This window comes from Cellulomonas olei, from assembly GCF_039548315.1.
Taxonomy (GTDB): Bacteria; Actinomycetota; Actinomycetes; order Actinomycetales; family Cellulomonadaceae; genus Cellulomonas.
The window spans coordinates 15,700-42,429 of the sequence record NZ_JBCLVN010000034.1 but is presented as its reverse complement, the minus strand read 5'-3'; the positions used below and the strand labels follow the sequence as shown (position 1 = coordinate 42,429).

Annotated in this window: 24 protein-coding genes; 14 read left to right on the top strand and 10 right to left on the bottom strand. The window is 76.0% G+C overall.

From position 1 onward, the window contains the following. From AAHH18_RS11640 to AAHH18_RS11620, 5 genes are all read left to right on the top strand, one after another. The coding region (locus AAHH18_RS11640) for a methyl-accepting chemotaxis protein (protein WP_343301743.1) at window positions 1–585 on the top strand (585 nt) is incomplete at its 5' end. A gap of 130 nt (window positions 586–715) precedes the next feature. Continuing rightward, window positions 716–1,072 carry a hypothetical protein gene (locus tag AAHH18_RS11635; protein WP_343301742.1) on the top strand — a complete coding sequence of 119 codons (357 nt, stop codon included), beginning with the start codon at window positions 716–718 and terminating at the stop codon, window positions 1,070–1,072. Between the two features lie 174 nt (window positions 1,073–1,246). Next, the gene (locus tag AAHH18_RS11630; protein WP_283321785.1) at window positions 1,247–3,829 is read left to right on the top strand and encodes an ATP-dependent Clp protease ATP-binding subunit; all 2,583 of its coding nucleotides are present in this window, start codon (window positions 1,247–1,249) and stop codon (window positions 3,827–3,829) included. An 85-nt stretch (window positions 3,830–3,914) separates the two neighbouring features. Further along, window positions 3,915–4,622: a helix-turn-helix transcriptional regulator gene (locus tag AAHH18_RS11625; RefSeq protein ID WP_343301741.1), complete on the top strand. Its 708-nt coding sequence runs from the start codon at window positions 3,915–3,917 to the stop codon at window positions 4,620–4,622. A gap of 65 nt (window positions 4,623–4,687) precedes the next feature. Next, window positions 4,688–5,770, top strand: a complete 1,083-nt coding sequence (locus AAHH18_RS11620; RefSeq protein ID WP_343301740.1) for a serine hydrolase domain-containing protein — start codon at window positions 4,688–4,690, stop codon at window positions 5,768–5,770. A 21-nt stretch (window positions 5,771–5,791) separates the two neighbouring features. Here the strand turns inward: AAHH18_RS11620 and AAHH18_RS11615 are convergent, their stop codons facing one another. After that, the gene (locus tag AAHH18_RS11615) at window positions 5,792–6,181 is read right to left on the bottom strand and encodes a VOC family protein (RefSeq protein WP_343301739.1); all 390 of its coding nucleotides are present in this window, start codon (window positions 6,179–6,181) and stop codon (window positions 5,792–5,794) included. 154 nt (window positions 6,182–6,335) lie between these two features. Between AAHH18_RS11615 and AAHH18_RS11610 the strand changes: the two genes are divergently transcribed. Beyond that, the gene (locus AAHH18_RS11610; protein ID WP_343301738.1) at window positions 6,336–7,355 is read left to right on the top strand and encodes a LacI family DNA-binding transcriptional regulator; all 1,020 of its coding nucleotides are present in this window, start codon (window positions 6,336–6,338) and stop codon (window positions 7,353–7,355) included. Between the two features lie 32 nt (window positions 7,356–7,387). Here AAHH18_RS11610 and AAHH18_RS11605 read toward each other — a convergent pair whose 3' ends face one another. After that, complete coding sequence (locus AAHH18_RS11605) at window positions 7,388–7,942, bottom strand: hypothetical protein (RefSeq protein ID WP_343301737.1); 555 nt, start codon at window positions 7,940–7,942, stop codon at window positions 7,388–7,390. A gap of 188 nt (window positions 7,943–8,130) precedes the next feature. Between AAHH18_RS11605 and AAHH18_RS11600 the strand changes: the two genes are divergently transcribed. Further along, on the top strand, window positions 8,131–8,829 hold the full coding sequence (locus AAHH18_RS11600; RefSeq protein WP_343301736.1) for an alpha/beta fold hydrolase: 699 nt from the start codon (window positions 8,131–8,133) through the stop codon (window positions 8,827–8,829). Between the two features lie 203 nt (window positions 8,830–9,032). On the opposite strand, the gene AAHH18_RS11595 is transcribed toward AAHH18_RS11600, so the two are convergent. Further along, window positions 9,033–9,659, bottom strand: coding sequence for a TetR/AcrR family transcriptional regulator (locus AAHH18_RS11595; RefSeq protein WP_283321777.1), 627 nt, complete (start codon window positions 9,657–9,659; stop codon window positions 9,033–9,035). 107 nt (window positions 9,660–9,766) lie between these two features. Between AAHH18_RS11595 and AAHH18_RS11590 the strand changes: the two genes are divergently transcribed. Together AAHH18_RS11590 and AAHH18_RS11585 are read left to right on the top strand one after the other, a co-directional pair. Then, window positions 9,767–10,858: an ABC transporter permease gene (locus AAHH18_RS11590; RefSeq protein ID WP_343301735.1), complete on the top strand. Its 1,092-nt coding sequence runs from the start codon at window positions 9,767–9,769 to the stop codon at window positions 10,856–10,858. Then, window positions 10,855–12,594 carry an ATP-binding cassette domain-containing protein gene (locus AAHH18_RS11585; protein WP_343301734.1) on the top strand — a complete coding sequence of 580 codons (1,740 nt, stop codon included), beginning with the start codon at window positions 10,855–10,857 and terminating at the stop codon, window positions 12,592–12,594. The genes AAHH18_RS11590 and AAHH18_RS11585 overlap by 4 nt, the downstream gene beginning before the upstream one ends. A 19-nt stretch (window positions 12,595–12,613) precedes the next feature. On the opposite strand, the gene AAHH18_RS11580 is transcribed toward AAHH18_RS11585, so the two are convergent. Then, a complete protein-coding gene (locus tag AAHH18_RS11580) occupies window positions 12,614–13,381 on the bottom strand; it encodes an ABC transporter ATP-binding protein (RefSeq protein WP_283321774.1) in 768 nt (255 codons plus the stop codon). Window positions 13,382–13,527: 146 nt separating this feature from the next. Further along, window positions 13,528–14,985: a sugar porter family MFS transporter gene (locus AAHH18_RS11575; RefSeq protein ID WP_343301733.1), complete on the bottom strand. Its 1,458-nt coding sequence runs from the start codon at window positions 14,983–14,985 to the stop codon at window positions 13,528–13,530. A 221-nt stretch (window positions 14,986–15,206) separates the two neighbouring features. Here AAHH18_RS11575 and AAHH18_RS11570 point away from each other — a divergent pair, with 221 nt between their 5' ends. The 3 genes from AAHH18_RS11570 (at window position 15,207) to AAHH18_RS11560 (ending at window position 17,810) form a co-directional block, all read left to right on the top strand. Beyond that, complete coding sequence (locus AAHH18_RS11570; protein ID WP_343301744.1) at window positions 15,207–15,809, top strand: hypothetical protein; 603 nt, start codon at window positions 15,207–15,209, stop codon at window positions 15,807–15,809. A gap of 369 nt (window positions 15,810–16,178) precedes the next feature. After that, on the top strand, window positions 16,179–16,799 hold the full coding sequence (locus AAHH18_RS11565; RefSeq protein ID WP_283321772.1) for a DUF47 domain-containing protein: 621 nt from the start codon (window positions 16,179–16,181) through the stop codon (window positions 16,797–16,799). A 6-nt stretch (window positions 16,800–16,805) separates the two neighbouring features. Beyond that, window positions 16,806–17,810: an inorganic phosphate transporter gene (locus AAHH18_RS11560; RefSeq protein WP_283321771.1), complete on the top strand. Its 1,005-nt coding sequence runs from the start codon at window positions 16,806–16,808 to the stop codon at window positions 17,808–17,810. Window positions 17,811–17,853: 43 nt separating this feature from the next. Here AAHH18_RS11560 and AAHH18_RS11555 read toward each other — a convergent pair whose 3' ends face one another. From AAHH18_RS11555 to AAHH18_RS11545, 3 genes are all read right to left on the bottom strand, one after another. Next, window positions 17,854–18,825, bottom strand: a complete 972-nt coding sequence (locus tag AAHH18_RS11555) for an NUDIX hydrolase (protein WP_283321770.1) — start codon at window positions 18,823–18,825, stop codon at window positions 17,854–17,856. Between the two features lie 10 nt (window positions 18,826–18,835). Continuing rightward, entirely contained in the window at window positions 18,836–21,325 is a 2,490-nt protein-coding gene (locus AAHH18_RS11550; RefSeq protein ID WP_283321769.1) for an RNA degradosome polyphosphate kinase, read from the bottom strand. A 102-nt stretch (window positions 21,326–21,427) separates the two neighbouring features. After that, window positions 21,428–22,282: an SDR family oxidoreductase gene (locus AAHH18_RS11545; RefSeq protein WP_343301732.1), complete on the bottom strand. Its 855-nt coding sequence runs from the start codon at window positions 22,280–22,282 to the stop codon at window positions 21,428–21,430. Window positions 22,283–22,429: 147 nt separating this feature from the next. Between AAHH18_RS11545 and AAHH18_RS11540 the strand changes: the two genes are divergently transcribed. Beyond that, window positions 22,430–23,290, top strand: a complete 861-nt coding sequence (locus tag AAHH18_RS11540; protein WP_343301731.1) for a helix-turn-helix transcriptional regulator — start codon at window positions 22,430–22,432, stop codon at window positions 23,288–23,290. 35 nt (window positions 23,291–23,325) lie between these two features. Here the strand turns inward: AAHH18_RS11540 and mshD are convergent, their stop codons facing one another. After that, window positions 23,326–24,222 carry a mycothiol synthase gene (gene mshD, locus AAHH18_RS11535; RefSeq protein ID WP_343301730.1) on the bottom strand — a complete coding sequence of 299 codons (897 nt, stop codon included), beginning with the start codon at window positions 24,220–24,222 and terminating at the stop codon, window positions 23,326–23,328. A gap of 90 nt (window positions 24,223–24,312) precedes the next feature. Between mshD and AAHH18_RS11530 the strand changes: the two genes are divergently transcribed. Next, window positions 24,313–25,665: an NAD(P)-binding domain-containing protein gene (locus AAHH18_RS11530; RefSeq protein WP_343301729.1), complete on the top strand. Its 1,353-nt coding sequence runs from the start codon at window positions 24,313–24,315 to the stop codon at window positions 25,663–25,665. 87 nt (window positions 25,666–25,752) lie between these two features. Here AAHH18_RS11530 and AAHH18_RS11525 read toward each other — a convergent pair whose 3' ends face one another. Continuing rightward, on the bottom strand, window positions 25,753–26,652 hold the full coding sequence (locus AAHH18_RS11525; protein ID WP_343301728.1) for a LysR family transcriptional regulator: 900 nt from the start codon (window positions 26,650–26,652) through the stop codon (window positions 25,753–25,755). Window positions 26,653–26,730 lie beyond the last annotated feature (78 nt).

Sequence of the window (26,730 nt, the reverse complement as noted above, 5' to 3'; positions counted from 1 at the left end):
TCGCAGGCGGCGAAGGTCGCGGGTCAGGCGACGTCGGCGGCGGCCATGACCAACGAGCAGGTCGCGCGTCTTGGGTCCTCGTCGCAGGAAATCGGGAACGTGGTGAAGGTGATCACCTCGATCGCGGAGCAGACGAACCTGCTGGCGCTGAACGCGACGATCGAGGCGGCGCGGGCCGGTGAGGCGGGCAAGGGCTTCGCGGTGGTCGCCGGGGAGGTCAAGGAGCTGGCACAGGAGACCGCGAAGGCCACGGAGGACATCGCCCGGCGGGTCGAGGCGATCCAGACCGACACCGGGTCGGCCGTGACCGCGATCGGGGAGATCTCCCAGATCATCGCGTCGTTCAACGACTACCAGCTGACGATCGCCTCGGCCGTGGAGGAGCAGACCGCCACGACCAACGAGATGTGCCGCTCGGTGGCCGAGGCCGCGACGGGCTCGGGAGAGATCGCCACGGACATCACCGGCGTCGCCTCCGCCGCCGCGTCGTCGTCGCAGATCGTCGGGCAGGTCGGCGGGGCGGTCCGCGAGCTCGCGCGCATGTCGGAGGAGCTCCGGGCGCGCGTCGCGCAGTTCATGTACTGACCGGAGCCGTGCTGACGGCTGTCACGGCTGTGGGTTCTGTGTCACACTAATCGTCTCGGCCGTGGTTCGGTGCGGGGATGGCGATCAGGTGCGCGGACAGCGTGGACAAGCACGGGGAGGGATGAGGGCGATGACGCGGGACGACGAGCGGCCGGGCACCCTCGGCGAGTGGGCCGCGTCGGACGAGCCGGCGGTGCGGCCCGGGGCCGAGGTCCTCCGCGGCGCCGCGGCACGTGCGGCGTCGCGCGCCCTGCTCGAGGAGGCCGCCGCGGACGACGCCGCGAGCCGCGCCCTGGTCGAACGGAGCCGTCCGGGCCGCCCGCCGCTCGAGGAGGGTGGCGTCGGACCCTCGCCCACGTGGCGGTACCGGGTGCCGCGCTCGCTCGACCAGCGGATGCGCGCGCAGGCCGCCGCCGAGCACCGCGACCTGTCGGAGGTGCTGCGGTCCGCCGCCGCCGAGTACCTCGAGGCCCACGCGGCCGGCTGACGGCCCGGTCCGCAGCAGCCGGGTCGCCGCTTCCGCCGTCACGCCAGGGGCGAACACGGGACGCCCGCGACACACCCCGCCGTTAGCATCGAACAACGCCGACTCGTCGTGCGTGTCGACCCCGGGTCAACGGGCCGGGTCGCGCGGCGAGCACGCCGCTCGTGAGGAGTGCACATGTTCGAGAGATTCACGGACCGAGCCCGTCGCGTGGTCGTCCTCGCCCAGGAAGAGGCGCGGATGCTCAACCACAACTACATCGGCACCGAGCACATCCTCCTGGGTCTCATCCACGAGGGGGAGGGTGTCGCGGCCAAGGCGCTCGAGTCGCTCAACATCTCGCTCGACGCGGTGCGCGCCCAGGTGCAGGAGATCATCGGCGAGGGCCAGCAGGCCCCCAGCGGGCACATCCCGTTCACGCCGCGCGCCAAGAAGGTGCTCGAGCTGTCGCTGCGCGAGGCGCTGCAGCTCGGCCACAACTACATCGGGACCGAGCACATCCTGCTCGGCCTCATCCGCGAGGGCGAGGGCGTCGCGGCGCAGGTGCTCGGCAAGCTCGGCGCGGACCTGAACCGCGTCCGCCAGCAGGTCATCCAGCTGCTGTCCGGCTACCAGGGCAAGGAGCCGGTCTCGGCCGGCGGCCCGCAGGAGGGTCAGCCCTCGGGCTCCGCCGTCCTCGACCAGTTCGGCCGCAACCTGACGCAGGCCGCGCGCGAGGGCAAGCTCGACCCGGTCATCGGGCGCGAGAAGGAGATCGAGCGGGTCATGCAGGTGCTGTCCCGCCGCACCAAGAACAACCCGGTGCTGATCGGCGAGCCCGGCGTCGGCAAGACGGCGGTCGTCGAGGGCCTCGCCCAGGACATCGTCCGGGGCGACGTTCCGGAGACGCTGAAGGACAAGCAGCTCTACACGCTGGACCTCGGCGCCCTGGTGGCCGGTTCCCGGTACCGCGGTGACTTCGAGGAGCGCCTGAAGAAGGTGCTCAAGGAGATCCGCACGCGCGGCGACATCATCCTGTTCATCGACGAGATCCACACCCTCGTGGGTGCGGGTGCCGCCGAGGGCGCGATCGACGCCGCGAGCATCCTCAAGCCGATGCTGGCCCGCGGCGAGCTGCAGACCGTCGGCGCGACGACCCTGGACGAGTACCGCAAGTACGTGGAGAAGGACCCGGCCCTCGAGCGCCGGTTCCAGCCCATCCAGGTCTCCGAGCCGAACCTCCAGCACGCCATCGAGATCCTCAAGGGCCTGCGCGACCGGTACGAGGCGCACCACCGCGTCTCGATCACCGACGGCGCCCTCGTGGCCGCCGCGACGCTGGCCGACCGGTACGTCAACGACCGGTTCCTGCCGGACAAGGCGATCGACCTGGTCGACGAGGCCGGCGCCCGCCTGCGCATCCGCCGCATGACGGCCCCGCCGGAGCTGCGCGAGCTCGACGAGCAGATCGCCGAGACGCGCCGCGACAAGGAGTCGGCGATCGACGAGCAGGACTTCGAGAAGGCCGCGCGCCTGCGCGACCAGGAGAAGCAGCTCGGCCTCAAGCGCCAGGAGAAGGAGAAGGCCTGGAAGTCGGGCGACCTGGACGCGGTCGCCGAGGTCGACGAGGAGCTCATCGCCGAGGTGCTGGCGCTGGCCACCGGGATCCCGGTGTTCAAGCTCACCGAGGAGGAGTCGAGCCGGCTGCTCAAGATGGAGGACGAGCTGCACAAGCGGGTCGTCGGCCAGGAGGCGGCCATCAAGGCGCTCTCGCAGGCCATCCGCCGCACGCGTGCGGGTCTGAAGGACCCGAAGCGCCCGGGTGGGTCGTTCATCTTCGCCGGCCCCACCGGCGTCGGGAAGACGGAGCTGGCCAAGGCGCTCGCCGAGTTCCTGTTCGGGGACGAGGACGCGCTGATCCAGCTCGACATGTCCGAGTTCTCGGAGAAGCACACCGTCTCGCGGCTGTTCGGCTCGCCCCCCGGCTACGTCGGGTACGACGAGGGCGGCCAGCTCACGGAGAAGGTGCGCCGTCGTCCGTTCTCGGTCGTGCTGTTCGACGAGGTCGAGAAGGCCCACGCGGACATCTTCAACTCGCTGCTGCAGATCCTCGAGGACGGTCGCCTGACCGACTCGCAGGGCCGGGTGGTCGACTTCAAGAACACCGTGATCATCATGACCACCAACCTCGGCACCCGGGACATCGCCAAGGGCGTCCAGACCGGCTTCCAGGCCGGCGGCGACCTGTCGACGTCGTACGAGCGCATGAAGGCGAAGGTCAACGACGAGCTCAAGACGCACTTCCGTCCGGAGTTCCTCAACCGCGTCGACGACGTGGTCGTGTTCCCGCAGCTCTCGCAGCCGGAGATCTTCGCGATCGTCGACCTGATGATCGCCAAGCTCGACGCCCGCCTGCGGGACAAGGACATGGGCATCGAGCTCACCGAGGCGGCCAAGAAGCTGCTCTCGGAGAAGGGCTACGACCCGGTCCTGGGCGCCCGGCCGCTGCGCCGCGCGATCCAGCGGGAGATCGAGGACGCGCTGTCGGAGAAGATCCTGTTCGGGGAGCTGCACGCGGGTCAGCAGGTGGTCGTGGACGCGCACGGCGAGGGCATCCTCGGCGAGTTCACGTTCCGCGGCGAGGCCCGGGGGCCGCGCACGAAGGAGCCGGTGGCCGTGGGGGCGCACTCCGCGGGCACGCCGGGCTCCGGCGCGGACGTCCCGCCGGCGCCGCCGATCGCGTCGTCCGGTGACGGCGGCACGGGCCTGATGCCGGCCTGACAGGTTCCGCCTCGACGAGGGCCGGGTCCGCACCACGGTGCGGGCCCGGCCCTCGTCGCGTCACGGGCGTGGCGATACTGGTCGGGTGTACGTCGAGCGGCCGTCCCGGCTGGTCCCCGGCGCGGTCGTCTGGACGGTCGACGCGTCCGCCGCGGACGGGCGCATCCTGCCGGACGGCTGCATGGACCTGCTGTGGTCGGACGGCCGCCTGCTCGTGGCGGGGCCGGACACGACGGCGCACACGACCGGCCCGGTGCCGGCGGGGCGACCCGTCTCCGGGGTGCAACTGCCCCCGGGTGCCGCGCCCGTCCTGCTCGACGTCCCGGCGGACGCGCTGCGCGACCTGCGGCCCGACCTCGCGGCCGTCTGGGGCGACCGGTTGTCGAGGGCCTGGACCGACGCGGTCGCCGCCGGGGGCGCCGCCGTCCTGGAGCGTCTGATGGCGGGCCGGCTGGCGGAACGTGGCGGGCGCCCGCGGGACGCGGCGGTCGCGGCCCGGATGGTCGCCGCCGGCCGGGGTGCCGAGGACGTGGCCGACGCCCTGGGGGTGACGACGCGGACGCTGCACCGCCGCAGCCTCGCGGCGTTCGGCTACGGCCCGCGGACGCTCGGGCGCGTGCTGCGCCTCCAGCGGGTGCTGGGGCTGCTGGACGACGGGCTGCCGCTCGCCGAGGTCGCGCACCGCGCGGGGTACGCCGACCAGCCGCACCTGTCGCGCGAGGTCCGGGCGCTGGCGGGCGTCCCGCCGGGCGCGCTCGCCGCTGAGCGCCGGGGTGTCGGAGGTGGGGGCTAGCGTCGGCGGTCCAGCCGCATCCAGGGCGAGGAGCGCGGGTCACCCTCTCGCTGCCTGGAGGCCGCGTGCCCGGATCCACCGACCACCCCGCCGTCGACGCGCCCGACGCCGCACCCCCGTCCGCCGTCGGTGTCGCGACGGTCGTCGTGGACCCCCGCGACGGGGTCGTCGTGCGGGTCGCGGGGACGGCGGACGCCACCACGGGCCGGCCGCTGACGGCGTCGACCCCGATGCACCTGTGCTCCGCGGCGAAGACCGTCGCGGCCGTGGTGGTCCTCCGGCTCGCCGCGCGCGGCCTGCTCGCCCTGGACGCCGACGTGCGCGAGCTCGTCCCCGTCGAGGTCGCCGTCCCGGGGGCCGCCGGCCCGACGCTGCGGGACCTGCTCGCGCACCGCGGCGGTGTCGAGGACCCGCCCGGCGCCTTCGAGCCGACCGCGGGCCCGGCGCCCGCCACCGCGGACGTCGTCGCCGGGCGCACGGCCGCGCACCCCGGCCCCGTCCGCGTGACCGCCGCGCCCGGCACCGCGTTCGCGTACTCCGACGCCGGGTACTGCCTCGTCGAGCTCGCGGTCGAGGCGGCCACGGGCGACGCGTTCGCCGAGGTGGTGCACCGCGAGGTCGCCCGGCCGCTCGGCCTGAACGCCACGGCCGTGTGGGCCGGGGAGGTCCCGCCACCGGGGGCGGCGCGCGGTGACGCCGTCGCGCGGATCGCCGCCTCCGCCGCCGCCGGGCACCGACCCGACGGCACGCGCGTGCCGGGCGGGCGGGTGCACTACGCGGGCCTGGCGGCCTCGAGCCTGTGGTCCACCCCCGAGGAGACCGGCGTCCTGCTCGCCGACCTCGTGCGGTGCTGGTCCGGCTCCGGCGAGGGCGTGCTGCTGGGCGGCGACGCGGCCGCGCCGATGCTGGACGACGCCGGCGAGTTGGGCGTGGGCCGCGGGGTGTTCGTGCTCGGGTCGGCCGAGCGGCCGTGCGTCATGACCCAGGGGTGGGGCGACGGGTTCCAGTGCCAGCTGCGCGGGTACCCGGCGGCCGGCGGCGGGATCGCGGTGCTCGTCGACCAGGATCCGGGCGAGCCGCAGGCCCGGTCGGTGGTGGGGCGGACGATCGCGGGGCTCGCCGCGCGCCGGGGGTGGGCCGCGGTGTGAGGGCGGAGGCGCCGGACCGCCTCAGGCCGTCGGTGCGAACAGGTCCACGGCGGTGCCGTCGGGGTCGTGCAGCACGGCGTAGCGCTGGCCCCACACCGCGTCCCACGGCGGCAGGTGCCCGGCGAAGCCGGCGTCCACCATCCGCGCGTAGGTGGCGTCGACCTCCGCGGCGTCGGCGCACGCGAACGCCAGCGCGACGCGGTGCCCGCCGGTCGGCGGCTCCCACCCGGGGTCGAAGGAGCGCACGACGTCCACGGTGTCCCAGGCCAGCCGGAGCCCGCCGACAGCGAGCTCGACGTGCGGCGCGGCGTCGGCCCCGGGCGGGACGTCGACGCCGAGGGCGCGGTAGAACGCGAGGGTGCGGGGGAGGTCGGCCGCGACGAGGCCGACGAGGTCCAGGCGAGGTGTCATGCCCCGACCGTAGGGCGGCGCCCGTCGCGCCGTCGTGGACGTTCCGGACACCCGGCGGCCGCGGACGTCGCCCGCGCGGTCGGGTGCGCGCGGCTGGGTCCTGCCACCCAGAAGCGGCCCTCGGCACGCCCGGGAATGCGCCTACCCTGCGGCCATGGCCGGACAGGTGACGCTCAGCGACGTGGCCCGCGAGGCCGGTGTGTCGCTCGCGACCGCGTCCCGGGCCCTGAACGGCAGCGCCAACCGCACCGTGGGGGCGGACCTCCGCGAGCGGGTGCTCGAGGCCGCGTCCCGCCTGCGCTACTCGCCCGACGGCATCGCGCAGGCCATGGCGAGGGGCCGGACGACGGCCCTCGGGCTGGTCGTGCCGGACATCGCCGACCCGGCCTGCGCCGAGCTCGCGTCGGGGGTCGTCGCCGCCGCGGAGGACGCCGGCCTGAGCGTGACCCTGACGTCGACCCGGCACGAGCCGGGCAGGGAGGCGGCTCTCGTCGCCCTCCTGGAGCGCCAGCGTGCGCGGGCGGTCGTGCTCGCCGGCGGGCGGCAGGCCGATCCCGCGGGGGAGCAGGCGGTGCGCGCCGCCGTGGACTCGTTCCGCGCGGTGGGCGGGGCGGTGGCGTCCGTCGGCCGCGCGACGTTCGGCGTGCCGACGGTGGTGGTCGGTGACCGGGAGGGGGCGTCCGACCTGGTGACGGCCCTGCACGGCCGGGGCTACCGCCGGTTCGCCGTGCTCGCCGGCCCGCAGACGCACACGCTCGCGGCGGACCGCAGCGCCGGCGCCGTCGCCGCGCTCGCCGCGCTGGGGTGCCCCCCGCCGGTGGTGGTCCGCGGGGCGTTCTCCCGCGACGGCGGCTACGAGGGGATGCGCCAGGTCGTCGAGGACCGGGCGGACGTGCAGGTGGTGCTCGCCGTCAGCGACGTGATGGCCGCGGGGGCGCTCGCCGCCGCGCGCGACGCCGGGCTGTCCGTGCCGGGCGACCTCGCGGTCGCGGGCTACGGCGACGTCGGTCTGCTGCGGGACGCGATGCCGGGGCTGACCACGGTCCGGCTGCCGCTCGCGGACATCGGGGCGTTGGCGGTCCGGCTGGCGCTCGAGCCGCCCGCAGCGGGCGAACCCGAGACGGTCCGCGTCACCGGCCAGGTCGTGCTGCGGGGGTCGACGCCCGGCGTGTGAGCGCGCGAGCGCCGGTGCGCCGGCGCGTCGGCTCAGCCGGGGGCGTCGGCGGCGTCTCCCGCCCCGGTGGTCGCCGCCGGCCAGGAGCCCGGCACGGCGCCGTCGGGCGCGGCGACGACACCCTGCGCGGGGGTGAGGGTCCGCCAGGTGCCCGACTGCTCGTCACGCTCCAGCAGGACGAGCAGCGTCCCGGCGGCCTCCAGCGGGTCGCCGTCCGGGTAGCGGCTCCCTCCCGTGCAGGTGAGCGGGGTCGACGCCACCTCGAGGACCTCCCCGGCGCGCGCACCGGAACCGGCGAGCACCGCCTCGACGCGGACCGTGTGCACGCTCGCGTCGGCACCGAACAGCTCCGCCGCCCCCGACGCAGGCGCCGGACCGGTCGTGCGGACCACGGCGTCCGCCTCGGCCACCGCGTCCGCCGGTGTCGGGAACCGCACCCAGTCGACGCACGTCTCGCTGCGGGTCGCGCCCGCCGCGCACCCCGCGGACGCCGCGAGGGCCACGGCGGTGAGCGCGGGCAGGACCCCGCGGGCGGCGGGGGTCCGGCGCGCCGGGGGCGGCCGGGTGCCGCGCTGGTCGGGGTGCACGGTGACCTCCCGTCGTCGCGGTGCCAGGTGCGGGTGCGCGGTGCCCGGTGCCGGTGCGCGGGCGCGTCGCGCACAGGGGCCTGGGCCCGTGCACCCCGTCTGTGTGCCCGGTCGTCGCGCCCTTGCACCGGTCGGCCGTCCGCGCCGCCCCGGCTGGTCGGGCCGGCGGCGCGGGTACCGTCGGACGGGTGAGCGAGCCGCCCCTGCACGTGAGCGTCGCCGGGGACGGTCCGGCGCTCGTGCTGCTGCACGGCAACGGCGAGGACGCCCGGTCGCTGGCGCCGGTGGCCGGGCGGCTCGCGGAGGACCACCGCGTCATCGCCCCCGACGCGCGGGCGCACGGCAGGTCGCCGCGCGGCACCGGGCCGCTGACGATCGCGCGCATGGCCGACGACGTGGCCGACGTGCTCGGCGGGCTGGGGGTCACCGGTCCGGTCGACGTCGTCGGCTACTCGGACGGCGGGAACGTCGCGCTGCTGCTCGCGCTGCGCCACCCGCGGCTCGTGCGCTCGCTCGTGCTGTACGGCGCGAACACGGAGCCGGCCGGCCTGTCGGCCCGCACGCGCGCCGAGGTGACGCTGACGTGGCTGGCGCAGCGGGCACGCGGGCTGGTGGACGCCCGGGCTCGCGCGCGGGCCGAGGTGACGGACCTCATGGTCCGCCAGCCGCGCATCCCCCTGCGGGCGCTGGCCCGGGTGGAGGTCCCGGTGCTGGTGGCGGCCGGCGAGCACGACGTCGTGCGGCACGCGCACACCGAGGCCGTCGTCGCGCACCTGCCGCGGGGCCGGGCGCTCGTCGTGGCCGGGGCCGGTCACGGGCTGCCGCTCGACGACCCGGCGGCGTTCACCGCCCTGGTGCGGGCGTTCCTCGCCGACCTCCCGGCCTGACCGCGCCGCCCCGGGCGGCCCTGCGGCTCTCGCCCGCGCTCCCGCGCGCCGCGACCCGTCGAGCGGCCACCAGGCGGGGGTCGTGCATGGGCACGCACCCCGGGTGCCGGCCTCTCGACGCGGCCCGGCGCGTCCGCGGGCAGGGAGCGGCGCGGGGGGAGGCAGGGTCAGGGTCAGGGTCGAGCGGGTCAGCGGCCAGGGGGTCAGGGGGTCAGCGCCGACAGCAGGTCCTGGACGTCCACGGGGCGTCCCGGCAGCGGGTCGCCCCCGGGTCGCAGCGCGGCGCGCAGCAGCGGTCCGCGCCGCTCGAGCATGGCCGCGTTGAGCACGTCCGGCAGCCCGGGCAGGGGGCGCAGGGCCGCGGCGAACATCAGCAGGATCTCGGGGACGCCGATGTCCGGTCGCACGAGCCCCAGCCGCTGCGCGGTGCCGACCACGGCGGCGGCGCCGGAGGCGGTGCGGGCGCGTTCCGCGACGAGCTCGGGGGTGAACAGGTCGGCGTCCCGGGACCGGGGGGCCAGGGCGGGCACCAGCATCGGCAGCCCCGACTCGAGCACGCCGGTGAGGAACGCGTCCCAGGCGGCCGCGGGGTCGTCGCCGGCGAGGTCGGCGTGGGCGGTGGCGACCAGCCCGCCGACGTGGGCGAGGCGGTCGGCGATCACGGCGCGCACCAGCGTCGCCCGGTCGGGGAAGTGCCGGTAGACGGTGCCGACGCCGACCCCGGCGGCGCGGGCGACGGCCTCCATGGGCACGTCGAGGCCGCGGGAGCCGTAGAGCGTGCGGGCGGCGTCGAGGATGCGCTGCCGGTTCCGTGCCGCGTCCGCCCTCACGTCGACACCCTAACCGCCATTAACCGGAATCGGAGGTTCCGCTTCAGTGCTACGGTGGGCGGGACGGGCGTCGCGGACGGCGCCCCCGACGCTCCCGGGAGGCGAGCATGCGCGCGATGATCCTCAAGGAGTTCCGGGAGCTGCGGCGCGACCGCCGGACGGTCGCGATGCTGGTGGTGCTGCCGCTGCTGCTGCTGACGATCTTCGGCTTCGCCGCGAACTTCACGGTCGACAGCCTCACCACGGTGGTCGTCGGGCCGCAGGCCGAGGCGACCGCGGACCGCGTCGCCGGGTCGCCGGCCGCCGGGACGCTCGACATCCGCTCGGTCCGCCCGTCCGAGGGGCGCGAGGACGCCGTCGACGCGCTCGCGGCCAACCGGTACGACCTCGCCGTCGTCACCGCCGCCGACGGGGACGTGCCCGAGGTGCTCATCGACGGCACGAACCTGTTCGCCGCGCAGGCCGCGAACGTCGTCGTCGCGCGGCTCGGCGACGCGGTGCGGCCGGAGGTGCTGTTCAACCCCGACCTCGAGACGTCGTGGGTGATGGTCCCCGCGCTGATCGGGCTGATCCTCACGTTCATCGGCACGATCATCACGAGCATCGGGCTGGTCAAGGAGCGGGCGGCCGGCACCCTGGAGCAGCTCGCCGTCATGCCGCTGCGGCCGGTGGACGTGATCGTCGGCAAGATCGCGCCGTACTTCCTGCTGGCGGCCCTCGACATGGCGGTGGTCACGGTGCTCGGGATGCTCATCTTCGGCGTGCCGTTCACCGGCAGCGTGCTGGTGTTCGTGCTGGCCGGAGCGGTCTTCCTGTTCGTGGTGCTCGGCCTCGGCGTGTTCATCTCGACGGTGTCGCAGAACGCCGGGCAGGCGATCCAGGCGGCGATCCTCGTGCTGCTCCCGCAGATCCTGCTGTCGGGGATCATCTTCCCGCTCGACGCGATGCCGCTGGGCGTCCGGTGGATCGGGTACTGCCTGCCGCTGACCTACTTCACCCAGGTCGCGCAGGGCGTGATGCTGCGCGACGCCGGGCTGGACTCGCTGTGGCTGCCCGTGGTGGTGCTGTCGGGCATGGCGGTGGCGGTGTTCGGCGCGGCGGTGTGGCGGTTCCGTGCGTCGATCACCCCCCGCCGACCGCGTGGCGCGGGTGACGGCGCTCCCGGTGCCGTCACCGAGGTCGCGGCGGTGGCCCGGTGACCGGCTACGGCGTCGAGCGTCTGACGGTCCACCGCGGCGGGCGCGCCGCCCTGGCGGACGTCACGCTCCCGGTGCCGGAGGGCGAGGTCACCGCCGTCGTCGGCGGTGACGGCGCGGGCAAGACGACGCTGGCCCGGGTGCTGGTGGGCCGGGAGGTGCCCGTCTCGGGCAGGGTGCGGCGCGCCGACCGGAGGCGCACCGGGTTCCTGCCGGCGACGTCCGGGGTGTGGGGCGACCTGAGCGTCGCCGAGAACGTCGAGCTGGTCGCGCGGGCGTACGGCCTCGACGCCGCGACCGCCCGGGCCCGCGCCGAGGAGCTGCTCACCGCCGCGGCGCTCGCCGACGTGCCCGACCGGCTCGGCCGGCAGCTGTCCGGGGGGATGCGGCAGAAGCTCGGGTTCTGCCTGGCGATGCTGCACCGGCCGGACCTCGTGGTGCTCGACGAGCCGTCGACCGGCGTGGACCCGGTCAGCCGCGTCGAGCTCTGGCGGCTGCTGTCCACCGCGGCGGCCGGCGGTACCGCGGTGCTCGTCACCACGACCTACCTGGACGAGGCGGAGCGGGCCGCGTCGGTGCTGGTGCTCGACCGCGGGGCGGAGGTGTACCGGGGGGACCCGGCGCTGGCGGCCGGCCAGGTCCGCGGCTCGGTGCTGGTCGGACCCGCGAGGCGGGCGCCGTCCGCCACCGGGCCGCGCGGCGAGGTCGCGGCGTGGCGGCGCGGGCGTGCGCGCCACGCGCTCGTGCCCGCGGGCGTCGGCGGTCCGCCGGCCGACCTGGAGGACGCCGTGATCGCCCTGACGCTCGAACGCCGGGGCCCGTCGGAGCCTCCGACGGTGACGGACGGCGCCGCTCCGGTCGACGTCGCCGCGGGGAGCCCCGCCCCGGCCGTCGACGCCGCCCACGTCGTGACCGCGTTCGGCGGCCTGCGGGCGGTCGACGACGTCTCCCTGACGGTCCGCCCGGGGGAGGTGGTCGGCCTGCTGGGGGCGAACGGTGCAGGCAAGACGACCCTGATCCGCACGGTGCTGGGTCTGCTCGCGCCGACGTCCGGCTCGGTCCGGGTGCTGGGCGGCGCCCCGTCGCGGGCGGTCCGGCGCCGGATCGGGTACGTCCCGCAGGGGCTCGGGCTGGCGGCGGACCTCACGGTCGCGGAGAACCTCGCGTTCGTCGCCGCCGCGTACGGGTCGCGGGACGTCCCGGACCTGCCGGCGGACCTCGTCGCGGTCGCGGACCGTCTGGTCGGGGGTCTGAGCCTCGGCCTGCAGCGCCGGCTCGCGTTCGCGGCCGCGCTGGCGCACCGCCCCGAGCTGCTGGTGCTCGACGAGCCGACGTCGGGCGTCGACCCGCTGGCGCGCGCGGCGCTGTGGGACACCGTCCGTGCGCAGGCCGAGGCGGGCGTGGCGGTGCTGGTGACGACGCACTACATGCAGGAGGCCGAGCAGTGCGACGCCCTCGTGCTGATGGCGCACGGGCGGCGGGTGGCGTCCGGGACCCTGCCGGACGTCCTCGACGGGTCGACGGCGGTCGAGGTCGTCGGGGCCGGCTGGCAGGCCGCGTTCGCCGCGCTCGGCGCCGCGGGGCTCCCCGTCACGGTCGCGGGCCGGTCGGTGCGGGTCGCGGGCGCGGAGCCCGGTGCGGTGGAGCGCGTGCTCGCGTCCGCGGGCGTCACCGGCCGGGTCCGGTCGGTGCCCGCGCGCCTGGAGGAGGTGCTGGTCCTCGCCGACGGCCGGGCGTGACGCGGACCGGCCGCCGCGCTCAGCGGAACGCGCCGACGGCCTCCGGGAACGCCTCCGCGAGCTCGCGGGTCTCCGGGTGCTGCGGGTCGGACAGCAGGGTGCGCAGCGGCCCGCTCTCCGCGATCCGGCCCTCGGCGAGCACGTGCACCGTGCCCGCCAGCCGGTCGACCATCCGCAGGTCGTGGGAGACGACGAGCAGCCCGACACCCGCCTCGGCCAGCCCGGCGAGCTGGTCGGCGACCGCGTCGCGCAGCGCGGGGTCGAGCGCCGTCGCGGGCTCGTCGAGCACGAGGACCTCGGGTCGGGTGGCGAGCGCGTCGGCGAGCGCGACGCGCTGCTTCTCCCCGCCCGACAGGGAGTGGAGCGTGCGGTCGAGGTAGCGCGGCTCGAGGCCGACCCGCGCCAGGACGTCGGCCGGCTCCTGGCCGGTGGCCCGCCCGGCCTTGCGGGCGTCGTCGAGCGTGCTCTTCAGCACCCGCTGGACGGTGGAGCGGGAGTCGACGCCGACCAGGCCCTCCTGGTGGACCGCACGGACCAGGGCGCGGAAGCCCTTGGCCTCCTTGCGGGACATCTTCGCGACCGGCCGGCCGCCGTACGTCGCGCGCCCCTGCGTGGCCTTGTGCCGGCCGAGCAGCACCTGGACGAGCGTGGACTTGCCGGCCCCGGAGCGGCCGATCAGGCCGACCGTCTCCCCGGGAGCCACCGACAGGGTCGCGCCCGCCAGGACGGGGGCGCCGCCGTAGCCGGCCCAGACGTCGTGCGCGGCGAGCGTGGCGGGGCCGGTCATGGGGCCACCACCTCCGCCCGGTGCGTGCCGGTGGCGTGCTGGTGCGGCGTTCCCACGGTGTGTCCCTTCGAGCGGTGTCCGGTCCGTCCAACGGCCGAGCCCCCCGCGTAGTTTCCGCGAGGGGCTCGGCCGGGATCAAGCCGGGGTCACGTGCGCGCCGTGCCGCGGCTGCGCGCCGGCGGCAGGTCCTCCATGTCCTCGAGCTCGACGCCCTTGGTCTCGGGCACCTTGCCGAGCACGAACACGAACGACAGCCCCGCGAACACCGCGTACATCAGGTACGGCCCGGTCGCCCCGAACGTGTCGAGCAGCGGCGGGAACGTCACGGTGATGAGGAAGTTCGCGATCCACTGCGCGGCGGCCGCGACGCCGAGGGCCGCCGCGCGGATGCGGTTGGGGAACATCTCCCCGAGCAGCACCCAGACCAGCGGTCCCCACGACGCCCCGAAGAACACGACGAACGCGTTCGCGGCGACGAGCGCGACCGGCCCCCACGGCGAGGGCAGCGACACGTCCTCGCCGGAGCCCGACGCCTGGGTGAACGCCAGCGCCATCACGGCGAGCGCCACGGTCATGCCGGCGGACCCGGTGAGCAGGATGGGCCGGCGGCCGATCTTGTCGATCAGCGCGATCGCGATGAACGTCACCGCCACGTTCGTGACCGACGTGATGGTGGAGACGAGGAACGACTGGCTCTCGTCGAACCCGACGGCCTGCCACAGCGTCGTCGAGTAGTAGAAGATCACGTTGATCCCGACGAACTGCTGGAACACCGACAGCAGGATGCCGACCCACACCACCGGCAGCAGCCCGAACCGCGGGCCGCGGAGCGTCGCCTGCGCCTCGAGCTGCTTGTCCTTCTCGATCGTCTTCTCGATCTGGTCCACGCGCTCGCCGGCGTCCTCGTCCGGGCCGAGCACGGACTGCAGCACGGCGACCGCCTCGTCGCGCCGGCCCTGGGCCACCAGGTACCGCGGCGACTCGGGGATGCGCAGGGCGAGGATGCCGTACACCGCGGCGGGGACCACGGCCACGAGGAACATCCAGCGCCACGCCTCCCACCCGAGCCACAGCACCTCGGACGCTCCGCCTGCGGCCTCCTGCAGCAGCTGGTCGGACAGCAGCGCGGAGAAGATGCCGATCGTGATCGCGAGCTGCTGCAGCGAGCCGAGCCGGCCGCGCAGCGCCGCGGGGGCGATCTCGGCGATGTAGGCGGGGGCGATCACCGAGGCGATGCCGATGCCGATGCCGGCCATGACCCGCCACAGGATGAGGTCCCAGACGCTCCAGGCGATCGCCGACAGGATCGACGAGACGAAGAACAGCACCGCGCCGAGCACCATCACGCGGGTGCGGCCCCAGCGGTCCGCGAGCTTGCCGCCGGCCCACGCGCCGAACGCGCAGCCCAGCAGCGCGACGGCCACCGCGAAGCCGGTGAGGGTGGAACCGAGGTCGAACTGCCCCTGGATCGCGTCGACGGCGCCGTTGATGACGGACGAGTCGAAGCCGAACAGGAACCCGCCGACCGCGGCGGCGACCGCCAGGCCGATCGCCTTGTTGTGCGACGGGTGCCGGCCCGCCGACGGGACGTGTGACTGCGCCATGACGCTCTCCTTGCTCCACGGTGACGCCCCCGGGCCGCGGGGGCGGCGCAGGGCCATCCCACCTTTCACCTGTCCGCCGCATCTCGCATGCGGAAGCACGGGGGCCCCTCGCCACGGGCGGCCGGCGCGGGGCGGACAGGCGCGCAGGCGCGGGCAGGGCCGACAATCGAGGGGTGACGTCCGACTCCGGCGGGCCCCGCCCGCGCTTCCGACGGCCCGCGATGCTCGACCCGCGGGCGGCTGACGCCCTGCCCGGCGACCTCGACCCCGCCCTGCGCTCGGAGGTCGCGCACACCACCGCGTCCGCGATCGTGCACCGCGGGCGGTCCGGCGGCGACGACCCCGCGCTGGTCGAGCGGCTGGTGCGGCTCGTCGAGCACGAGGGCCTGGACGCTGTCGCCGCGCTGTGGTCCGACAGCCCGGCGACGACGCTGCCCGGCACGCTGTGGCGGCTGTACGTGCTGCGCGAGTGGGTGCGGCGGGACCCGCAGACCATCGCGGACCGGTACCGGCAGGGCCTGCACGCGGCACCGGTGCACCACGTCGTCGCCGGCGTGCCGAGCCCGCCCGGGCCGGACGAGGTCCGCGAGGTGCTCGACGCGGTGCTGTCGGGACTGTGGACCGGCGACCTGGACGTGGCGCTCGAGCGCGGGGCCGCGTTCTGCCGGGTGCTGGGCACCGGGGCGGCGTTCGACGCCGACCACCTGGACCTCGCCGCGGACGACTCGTCCGCCCGGCTGACGCGCAGCGCCGGGTCGCTGGTGCGGACCGCCGAGGAGCTCGAGCACGCGGCCGAGCTGTGGCGCGCCGGGGCGCTGGAGTGACGTGCCGTCCTCTCCTCACAACACCGCCGGGACGGCCCGCATGCCGTGGGATTCCTCACCCCGTCCAGCCCGCGACGCGCCTGCGGGCGACGCGTACAGTGGTTCGCGACGCCGGGCCGCGGTAGCCCCGGGCTCCAACACCAGCCGCTCCGAGCGGCCTCGCGCCGAGAGGCGCTCCCGGTCCGGCGTCCTCATCCTCCGTGGCGCACGTCGACGTGTGACCTCGGTCCCGGACCGGGCCCGGACGTGACGAGCGCGACACCCGGGACTCCGTGCGCGTTCACCCTGCGTTCACCTTCGGGGTTGTGAGTTCACCCCACGGCTGCCCTAGCCTGTGCCTGACAAGAGCCCTCTTCCCCGGAGCCTCCCGTGCGCCTGCGCCTCACCCCGCGCGACACCTCGTTCTTCGACCTCCTCGCCGCATCGGCGGCGCACCTCGTGACCGGCGCGAACCTGCTGGCCGAGCTGCTCGGGGCGGACCGCCCCGCCCGCAAGGCGCTCGCCAAGCAGCTGAACGAGGTGGAGCACCTGGCGGACGAGGCCACCCACTCGATCATGCGGCGGCTCAACCAGACCTTCGTCACGCCGTTCGACCGCGACGACATCTACGGCCTGGCGTCCGCGCTGGACGACTGCATGGACTACATGGAGGAGGCCGCCGACCTCATCGTCCTGTACAAGCTGGACGCCCTGCCGAACCGCGTCGCGGACCAGGTCCAGGTGCTGCAGCGCGCCGCCGAGCTGACCGCGGAGGCGATGCCGCGGCTGCGCTCGATGGACTCGCTGTCGGAGTACTGGGTCGAGGTCAACCGGCTCGAGAACCAGGCCGACAAGTCGCACCGCAAGCTGCTCGCCCAGATGTTCGACGAGATCACCGACCCGATCCTCCTGATGAAGCTCAAGGAGGTCGTGGAGAAGCTCGAGGACGCGGCGGACGCGTTCGAGAAGGTCGCGAACATGGTCGAGACCATCGCGCTCAAGGAGTCCTGAGCCCCGGTGGAACTCGCGCTCGTCGTGGTCGTCGTCGCCCTGGCGCTCGGCTTCGACTACACCAACGGCTTCCACGACGCCGCGAACGCCATCGCGACGTCCGTGTCCACCCGCGCGCTGACGCCGCGCGCCGCCCTGCTCATGGCCGCGGCCATGAACTTCACGGGGGCGCTGCTCGGCACCGAGGTGGCGGAGACCATCGCCACGTCGATCGTCGACCTGCGGGACGCGTCGTCGCACCAGGCGCTCGTCGTCGTGCTGTGCGCGCTCGTCGGCGCGATCGTGTGGAACCTCATCACGTGGTGGTTCGGCCTGCCCTCGTCGTCGACGCACGCCCTCATCGGCGGCCTCGTCGGGGCGGGCCTCGCCGGCGGGCTGGCGATCTACGGCTCCGCGATCGTCGAGAAGGTCGTCCTGCCGATGATCTTCTCGCCGCTGATCGGATTCGGCCTGGCGTTCCTCGTGATGGTCGGCGTGCTGTGGCTCGTGCGGAGCTCCTCGCCGTCCCGGACCACCCGCCGGTTCCGCCTCGCGCAGACGGCGTCCGCCGCGGCGATGGCGCTCGGGCACGGCCTGCAGGACGCGCAGAAGACGATGGGCGTCATCTTCATGGCGCTGCTCACCGTCGGCTGGGCGGACCCCGAGGGCGGCATCCCGCTGTGGGTGAAGCTCGCGGCGGCCGCGGCCATCTCGCTGGGCACGTACTCGGGCGGCTGGCGCATCATGCGCACCCTGGGGCGCAAGATCATCGAGCTGGACCCGGCGCGCGGCTTCGTCGCCGAGTCGGTGTCCGCCGTCGTGCTGTACGTCAACGCGTTCGCGCTGCACGCGCCGGTCTCGACCACCCACACGATCACCTCGGCGATCATGGGCGTCGGCGCCACCAAGCGGCTGTCCGCGGTGCGCTGGGGTGTCGCGAAGAACATCGGCGTCGCGTGGGTGCTCACGATCCCGGCGGCCGCCGGCGTCGCGGCGCTCGTCTACCTGGCGATGAGCCCCTTCCTGAACTGACCGCGACCCGGCCCCGGACGCGGGCCCGGTCACGCGGGGCCGCTCAGCCGCGGCTGAGCGGGGTGAGGACCTCGACCGCCTCGACGCGGGGCCTGCCGCCGGCGTCGGAGACGTGGCAGACCAGCACCTGGCCGGGACGCAGGTAGGGGTCCTCGGCGGGCAGGGCGGCCGCCGCCCGCGACCGCGCGTGCGCGGAGACCACGCCCAGCACGGTCGGCAGCACCGGGCGGTGCGTGCAGACGGCGACGTCCGTGGCCGACCGCAGCAGCGCGGCCACCAGGTCGGCGGTCTTCTCGGGGGACTGCTCGTGCTGCGCCTCGGTCAGCGGCTCGTCCTCCGCCGGCGTCAGCCCCGCGGCGGCGGCGTACGGGCCGACGGTGCTGCGGCAGCGCGCCCAGGGGCTGGTCACGACCTCCGCGACCCCGAACGCCGAGAGCACCGGGACGAGCGCCCCGGCCTGCCGGCGACCGGCGTCGGTCAGCGGCCGCGTCGCCTCCTTCCGGCCCCAGGACGCGCGGCTGCGGGCGCGGCCGTGCCGGACGACCACGAGCGCCCGGGTGTCGAGCCGGCCGCGGGCGTGCTCCGCCACCAGGGCGTCGAGGGGGATCCGGTCGTCGTCGCGGGTGAGGCGCCGGCGCGCGACCTCGGCGTCGACCCACCGCACGCGGTCGATCTCGTCGGCCGAGGCGTGCTCCGCCGGCGGGCGGGCGTGCACCGCCGGGCGGTCCGGGCGGCCGGCGACCTGCGCGGACCAGTAGTGCACGCGCTTGCGGCGGCCGTCGGACAACGGGTACTCCAGGCCGGGCAGGGGGCGGCCGAGCACGATCTCGAGCCCCGCCTCCTCCTCGACCTCGCGGACCGCTGCCGTCGTGACGTGCTCGCCCGGCTCGAGCTTGCCCTTCGGCCAGGACCAGTCCTTGTACCGGGGACGGTGCACGAGCACGACCTGCAGGCGCCCCTGCCGCACGCGCCACACCAGGGCGCCCGCGGCCTCGACGACCGGGACCGCCCTCACGGGGCCGTCCTCATCGGGCGCCGCCCAGGCGCCGGCGCTGCCGGTAGATCAGCACCGACTGCAGGTCCCGCAGCGGGCCGTCCTCCCCGGTGGCGTGCCGGGTCCACACGCCGTCCGGGCCGAGGTGCCACGACGACGTGCCGTCGTCCATCGACTCGTCCAGCAGGTCCACGAGCTCCGCGATCTGGTCGGGGTCGGCCAGGCGGACGAGCGCCTCGACGCGGCGGTCCAGGTTGCGGTGCATGAGGTCCGCCGAGCCGATGTAGACCTCCGGCCCGGGCAGCCGGTCGCCGCCGGCGTCCCGGCCGGCGTCCGCGACCTCCGGCGTCACCCCGTCGTCCGCGGCGAACGCGAACACCCGGGCGTGCTCCAGGAACCGGCCGAGGATCGAGCGGACCCGCACCGTCTCGGACAGGCCGGGGACGCCCGGGCGCAGCGCGCAGATGCCGCGCACGCACAGGTCGACGGGCACGCCCGCCTGGGACGCGCGGTACAGGGCGTCGATGGTCTCCTCGTCGACCATCGAGTTCACCTTGATCTTGATCCAGGCCGGCCGTCCCTCACGCGCCGCGCGCGCCTCCCGGTCGATGCGCTCGACCAGCCCGGACCGCACCGAGCGCGGCGCGACCAGCAGCCGGTGGAACCGGGACTTCGGCGCGTACCCGGACAGCTGGTTGAACAGGCGCGTGAGGTCCTGCCCGACGTCCGGGTCGCACGTCAGCAGCCCGAGGTCCGTGTAGATGCGGGCGGTCTTCGGGTTGTAGTTGCCGGTGCCGACGTGGCAGTACCGGCGCAGCCCGTCGGACTCCTGGCGCACCACCAGGGACAGCTTCGCGTGCGTCTTGAGGCCGACGATGCCGTAGACCACGTGCACGCCGGCCTGCTCGAGCTTGCGCGCCCACTCGATGTTCGCCTGCTCGTCGAACCGGGCCTTGATCTCCACCAGGGCGAGCACCTGCTTGCCGGCCTCGGCGGCGTCGATCAGCGCGTCGACGATCGGGGAGTCGCCGGACGTCCGGTACAGGGTCTGCTTGATCGCGAGGACCTTCGGGTCGGCCGCGGCCTGCTCGAGGAACGTCTGCACGGACGTCGAGAACGAGTCGTACGGGTGGTGCAGCAGGATGTCGCGCGCCCGGATCGCGGCGAAGACGTCCGTCGGCGTCGCGCTCTCCACCTCGGCCAGGAACCGGTGCGTGGTCGGCACGAACCGCGGGTACTGCAGGTCCGCGCGGTCCAGGTCGGCGATGAGGTTGAGGCCGGTGTGGTCGAGCGGCGCCGGCAGCTCGTACACCTCCTCCTCGGCCACGCCGAGCTCGCGCACGAGCAGCTGGCGGATGCGCGGGCTGATGGTGTCGGCGATCTCCAGGCGCACCGGCGGGCCGAACCGGCGCCGCAGCAGCTCCTTCTCCATCGCCTGGAGCAGGTTCTCGGCGTCGTCCTCCTCCACCTCCACGTCCTCGTTGCGGGTGACGCGGAACGTGTGGTGCTCCCGCACCTCCATGCCGGGGAACAGCTGGTCCAGGTGCTGGGAGATCACGTCCTCGACCGGCACGAACGACATCGGCCCGCGGTCGGTCGGCGCCTGCGACGGGGCGGCGCTCGGGCGGCCCCGGGCGTCGACCGCGATGTACCGGGGCAGCAGCGGCGGCACCTTGACGCGGGCGAAGTGCTCCTTGCCGGTCGTCGGGTTCACCACGACGACGGCCAGGTTCAGCGACAGGCCCGAGATGTACGGGAACGGGTGGGCCGGGTCGACCGCCAGCGGGGTCAGCACCGGGAAGATCTGCTTGCGGAAGAACTTGCGCAGCCGGTCCTGCTCCGCCTCCCCGAGCTCGTCCCAGCGGACCAGCGTGATGCCCTGCTGCGCGAGCTCCGGCTGCACCTGCTCGGCGAACACCCGCGCGTGCCGGGCGGACAGGTCGTGCGCGCGCACGCTGATCGCCTCGAGCACCTGCCGGGGGCTGAGGCCCGACGCCGCGGTGACGGCCAGGCCGGTCGCGATGCGGCGCTTCAGGCCCGCGACGCGCACCATGAAGAACTCGTCGAGGTTCGACGCGAAGATCGCCAGGTACCGCACGCGCTCCAGCAGCGGCTGCGTCGCGTCCTCGGCGAGCTGCAGCACTCGCTCGTTGAACGCCAGCCACGACACCTCGCGGTCCAGGAACCGGTCGACGGGCAGCGGCGGCAGCTCGGCGGCGTCCGTCGCCGGGGCGCTCGACAGCGGCGCGATGTGCTCGGCGATGTGCGCGGCCAGCTCCGGCGCCAGCGGGCGCGTCCGCGTGGTCGGCGCGGAGGTCGCCGGGGCGGGGGCCGTGGCGGGCTTGCCGTCCTGCTCGGCGGTGCGGCGCGTCGTCCCGCGCGCGCGGGAGGTGCTCGCGCGGGCCGGGCGCGCACCGCCGGCGGACGTGCTCGCGCCGGCGGAGGCGCGGGCGGTCGCCGTCGTCGCGGCCGAGGTGCGGCGGCCCTTCGGGGTCCCGTCGGAGGCGGAGGCGTCGGTCATCTCCACATGGTGGCACGCGGGGTTGAACAGCACGCGGCGGCTGGGAGTCCGTTTCCGCGCGCCCGCGCCGGGACCGACAGGCCCCGGCGCGGGCGGGCGTCGTCAGCGCGACTTGTCGGTCGTCAGCGCGAGCCCGCGGGCGGCCGCGACCTCGGCCGCCAGGGCCTCGGCGCGGTCGGCCGCCATGCCCGAGGAGTCCGAGCCGAGCTGCTGGCGCAGCGGTCCGTCGGCGCGGGCGGCGACCTCCGCGATGGCGGCGGCACCCTTCACCGGGTCGCCGGGCTGCGTGCCCGGCATCGCGCGGTGCTGCTCGACCATCGCCGCGATGCCCGGGTAGGCGCCGCTCGTGCCCGTGGAGACCTCCAGCGAGCTCTCGCGCAGGAAGTCCGTGTCGAAGTAGCCGGGCTCGACGATCGTCACGCGGATGCCGTGGTCCGCCACCTCGCCGGCGAGCGACTCCGTCAGCCCCTCGACCGCGAACTTGGCGGCGCAGTACAGCCCCCAGCCCGGGAAGGCCAGCAGACCCAGGATCGACGACACGGTGATGACGTGCCCGGACCCGGCGGCACGCATGACCGGCAGCACCTCCCGCAGGACGTTCCACGTCCCGGCGACCTGGACGTCGAGCATGCGGCGGACGTCCGCCTCGCTCGTGTCCTCGACCGCGCCCAGGTAGCCGTAGCCCGCGTTGTTGACCACGACGTCGACGCCGCCGAACCGCGCGGTCGTCCGCGCGACGGACTCGCGCACCGATGCCGGGTCGGTGAGGTCGACCTCGAGCGGCAGCAGGTCGGCGGTCGGGGCGTCGCCGAGGGCGGCGAGCAGCCGCGCGGGGGAGCGGGTCGTGGCCGCGACGCGGTCGCCCCGCTCGAGGAGGTGCCGGACCAGGGCGAGTCCCAGCCCGCGGGACGTGCCGGTGACGAACCAGGTGGCCGGGCGGTCGGTGGGATAGGTCATGGGAGTTCCTCTCTCGTCGGTGCCTCCAGCCTCGGCCGGGCGGCAGGCCCGTGGGGCCGCACCACCGGCCCGCCGCGGACCAGGACTCCCGTGACCAGGACGCGCAGACCCAGGCGCGACCGCCGCCTCGTGCGCGAGGATCGGGCGGTGACCGACGTCAACCGGGACCTCGCCGACTTCCTGCGCCGTGCGCGCAGCCAGGTCGACCCGGCGCGGACGGGGCTCCCGCCGGACGACCGCGTGCGCCGAGTCCCGGGCCTGCGCCGCGAGGAGGTCGCCGCGCTCGCCCGGGTCTCCACCGACTACTACACGCGGCTCGAGCAGGGCCGCAGGATCGTCCCGTCCGCCGGGGTCGTCGCGGCCATCGCGTCCGCCCTCCAGCTCGACGAGGCCGGCCGTGCACACCTGGAGCACCTCGTCGGCGGGTCCCCCCGCCCGTCCCGGCGCCCCGTCCACGCGCAGCGCGCACGCCAGGGCCTGCACCAGCTGCTCGACGCGCTGGACGGCGTCCCGGCGCTGCTGCTCGGCCGCCGCACGGACGTGCTCGCGGCCAACCGGCTCGCCCGGGCGCTGCTCGCCGACTTCGACGCGATGCCGGCGCGCGACCGCAACTACGCGCGGTGGATGTTCCTCGACCCGGCGGCGCGCGAGCGCCTCGTCGACTGGGACGCGCAGGCCCGCACCGTCGTGGAGAACCTCCGGCTCGAGGCCGGCCGCGACCCCGACGACCCGGCCACGCAGGCGCTGGTCGGTGCGCTCGCCGCGGCCAGCCCGGAGTTCGCCCGGTGGTGGGAGGAGCACCGGGTCCACCAGCGGACCTTCGGCGACAAGCGGTTCCGGCACCCCGTGGCCGGCGACCTCACGCTGCAGTACGAGACGCTCACCACGCCGGGCGACCCGGACCAGGTGCTGTTCCTGTTCACCGCCGAACCGGGGTCGCCGTCGCGGCAGGCGCTCGACCTGCTCACGAGCTGGACGCTCGACGGGGCCCGCCACCGCCCCGGCTGATGCGGGGCGGGCGACCGCTGCCCGCACCCGGGAGGTCAGGCCCCGTACACCACGTCCACCGCGGACCGCTCGAACCCCGCGGCGCGGTAGACCCGGATCGCCGCGTGGTTGTCGCCCTCGGTGTAGAGCACCACGCGCCGCACGCCGCGCCCGGCGAGGTGGGCGAGCATCCGCGCCGTCAGCGCCGGGCCGAGGCGCTGGCCCTGCGCGTCCGGGTCGACGCCGAGCGCGTAGACCTCGCCCTCGTCGGGGTCGGCGACCTTGGTCCAGCCGAAGGCCAGCAGCCGGTCGCCGCCGACCGCGAGCAGGAACCCGGCCGGGTCGAACCACGGCTCGGCCTCGCGGTCCTCCAGGTCGGCGCGCGTGAGGCGTCCCTGCTCGGGGTGCGCGGCGAAGGCGCGGGCGTTCACCGCGACCCACGCGTCCTCGTCGCGGCCGGGCTCGAACGCGCGCACGGTGACGCCGTCGGGCAGCGGCGGGGCGTCCGGCACGACGACCGGGTCGAGCGCCATCTGCCACAGCTCCCGGACCACGGGCAGCCCGCGGGCGGCCGCGAGGGCGCGCGCGGCGGGCAGGTCGCCGTGCGCCCACACCGCGACGCCGTCGCCGCCGTGCTCGCGGACCAGCGCGCCGGCGGTGTCGAGCAGCGCCGAGCCCGTCCCGCGCCGGCGGTGCGCCGGGCGGACGACCACCTCGGCCGTGGCGAGCGCCGGGTCGCGCAGGTCCACCTGGGCGTAGCCGGTCGTCGTCCCGTCCGGGGCTGCCGCGACGAGGTGCTGCACGCCCGGCCCGCCGCCGGTCAGCCACAGCAGCGGCTGCTCGGACAGGGGCGGCACGCCGTCGGTCCTGGCCGCGGCCGCGGCGAGGTCGCGCACGGCGCGGGCGCCGTCGGCGTCGAGGGCTCCGGAGGTCACGGTGATCGGGTCGGGCACGTCCCCATCCCACCACCCCGCGCCGGCGCCTGCGCGGTCCCCGGGGGGAACGTCCCCGGGGCCCCGGGCGTTGGACCTCGTGTGCCTGACGTGACCCCGACCGACGCCGTCGCGGACGTCGTGGTCGTCGGCGCGGGCCAGGCGGGGCTCGCGGTGGCCGCGCACCTCGCGCGCTCCGGGTTCGTCCCCGCCGGCACGTCCGGGGGCCCGACCTACGTGGTGCTGGACGCGGCGCCCGGCCCGGGCGGGGCGTGGCGCGAGCGGTGGCCGGGCCTGACGATGCGGACGGTCAACGGCGTCTACGAGCTGCCCGGGCGCGCGCTGCCCGACTTCCCCGCCGACGAGCCGGCGTCCGCGGCGCTGACCCGGTACTTCGGCGACTACGAGCAGGAGCTGGGGCTCGCGGTGCGGCGACCCGTGCAGGTGCGCGCGGTCCGCGACGACGGCGGGCTGCTCGCGGTCGAGACCGTCGAGCGGCCCGGCGCGGGCGACCCGGACGCCGCCCCCCGAACCGTCCCGGCCACCCCGGCCGCCCCCGCCACCCGGTCCGGGACCCCGGCGCGCGGCACGACGCCGGACGCGCCGCCCGACCCCGACGACGGCCTGGGCTGCGGGGTCGGCGCGGCGCGCGCTGTCCCCGGGCCGGCGCCGGCCCTCGACCTGCCCCCCGACCTCGAGGCGCCCGTGCCCGCCCGCCGCCGCACCGTCCGCACCTGGCACGCCCGGGCCCTGGTCAACGCCACCGGCACCTGGACACGGCCGTTCTGGCCGTCCTACCCGGGCCGGGACGTGTTCGCGGGCACCCAGCTCCACACGCACGACTACCGCACGCCGGAGGAGCTCGCGGGGCGGCGGGTGCTCGTGGTGGGCGGCGGCATCTCCGCGGTGCAGCACCTGCTGGCGATCCACCCGCACGCCGCGTCGACGACCTGGGTCACGCGCCGTCCGCCGGACTGGCGGGACGAGGGGTTCTCCCCGGAACTGGGCCGCGCCGCCGTGGCGCGGGTGGAGGAGCGGACCCGCGCCGGGCTGCCGCCGGGGAGCATCGTCTCCGCGACCGGCCTGCCCCTGACGCCGGAGTACCGCGCGGGCATCGCGGCCGGGGTGCTGCGCGCCCGGCCGGTGTTCACGCGCCTGGTGGCGGACGGCGCCGTGTGGGACGACGCGACCGCCCGCGGTCCGCTCGCCGCGGGCTGGGTCTCCGGCCCGGTGCACGAGACCGCCGACGTCGTGCTGTGGGCCACCGGCTTCCGGCCCGCGCTGGACCACCTGCGCCCGCTGGGGCTGCGGAACGCCGAGGGCGGCATCGTGGTGGACGGCACCCAGGTGGTGGCGGACCCGCGGGTGCAGCTCGTCGGCTACGGCCCGAGCGCGAGCACGGTCGGGGCGAACCGCGCCGGGCGGGAGGCGGTCCGGCGCGTGCGCGCGCTGCTCGGGGTCTGACCGGCCCCGGGCCGGCTCCATCGGGCCGGCCGCACCGGTCCGGCCGCACCGGTCCGACCGCACTGCGCCCCGCGTCGCCCCGTCGCCTCACCCCGCCGTCGCGGCCCCCTCCCGCACGAGCCGCGCCAGCGCCGCGGCGGCCGCCCCGGGCCGACGGTCCGCCGGGGTCGCGAGCGAGAGCGGCCACCGCAGGTCCGCGCCGCCCACCTCGCGCGTGACCACCCCGTCGGAGGCTCCCACGGCGAACCGCGGCAGCAGCGCGACGCCCAGCCCGTGACGCACGTACGCCGCGGCGGTGCCGATGTCCGCGATCTCGATCGTCACGCGCCGGCCGACGCCCGCCCCGGCGAGGGCCGCGTCGGCGACCGCGCGGTTGCCGTAGCCCTCCGGCGAGTCGATGAAGTCCAGCCCGTCGAGCCGCCGCACGTCCACGGGTCCCGCGTCGCCACCCGCCAGCGCGTGCCCCCGGGGCAGGACGAGGACCATGGGCGCCGACGCCAGCTCCGTGAGCCGCACCCCGGCGGGCAGCGGCCCGGGTGCGGAGACGAACGCGAGGTCCAGGCGGCGCGCGGCGACCTCCGCCACCAGGCCGCGGGACCCGGAGGGCGCCGCCGTCAGCCGCAGCGCGACGTCGGGGTGCCGGCGGTGGAACTCCCCGAGCAGGCCGGGGACGTCGAGCAGCGGCACGGATGTGAGCGTGCCGACGCGCACCGTGCCGCGCAGCCCGCCGCGCACGGCGGTGACGGCCTCGCGGGCGTCGCGCGCGGCGTCGAGGGCGGTGCGGGCGTGCGGCAGCAGCGCGGCCCCGGCGTCGGTGAGCTCCACGCGACGCGGCGTCCGGTCGAGCAGCCGCGCGCCCACCTCGCGCTCCAGCGACGCCACCGACGCCGACACCGCGGACTGCACGAGGACGAGCCGGGCGGCCGCCGCGGTGAACGACCGCTCCTCCGCGACGGCGACGAACGCGGCCAGGTGCCGGAGCTCCATGGCAGCACGATATCGCGATACGCGATGGCTACGAGCGCGATTCAGCGTTGGACGCGATGACGCGTCCGGGCGCACCGT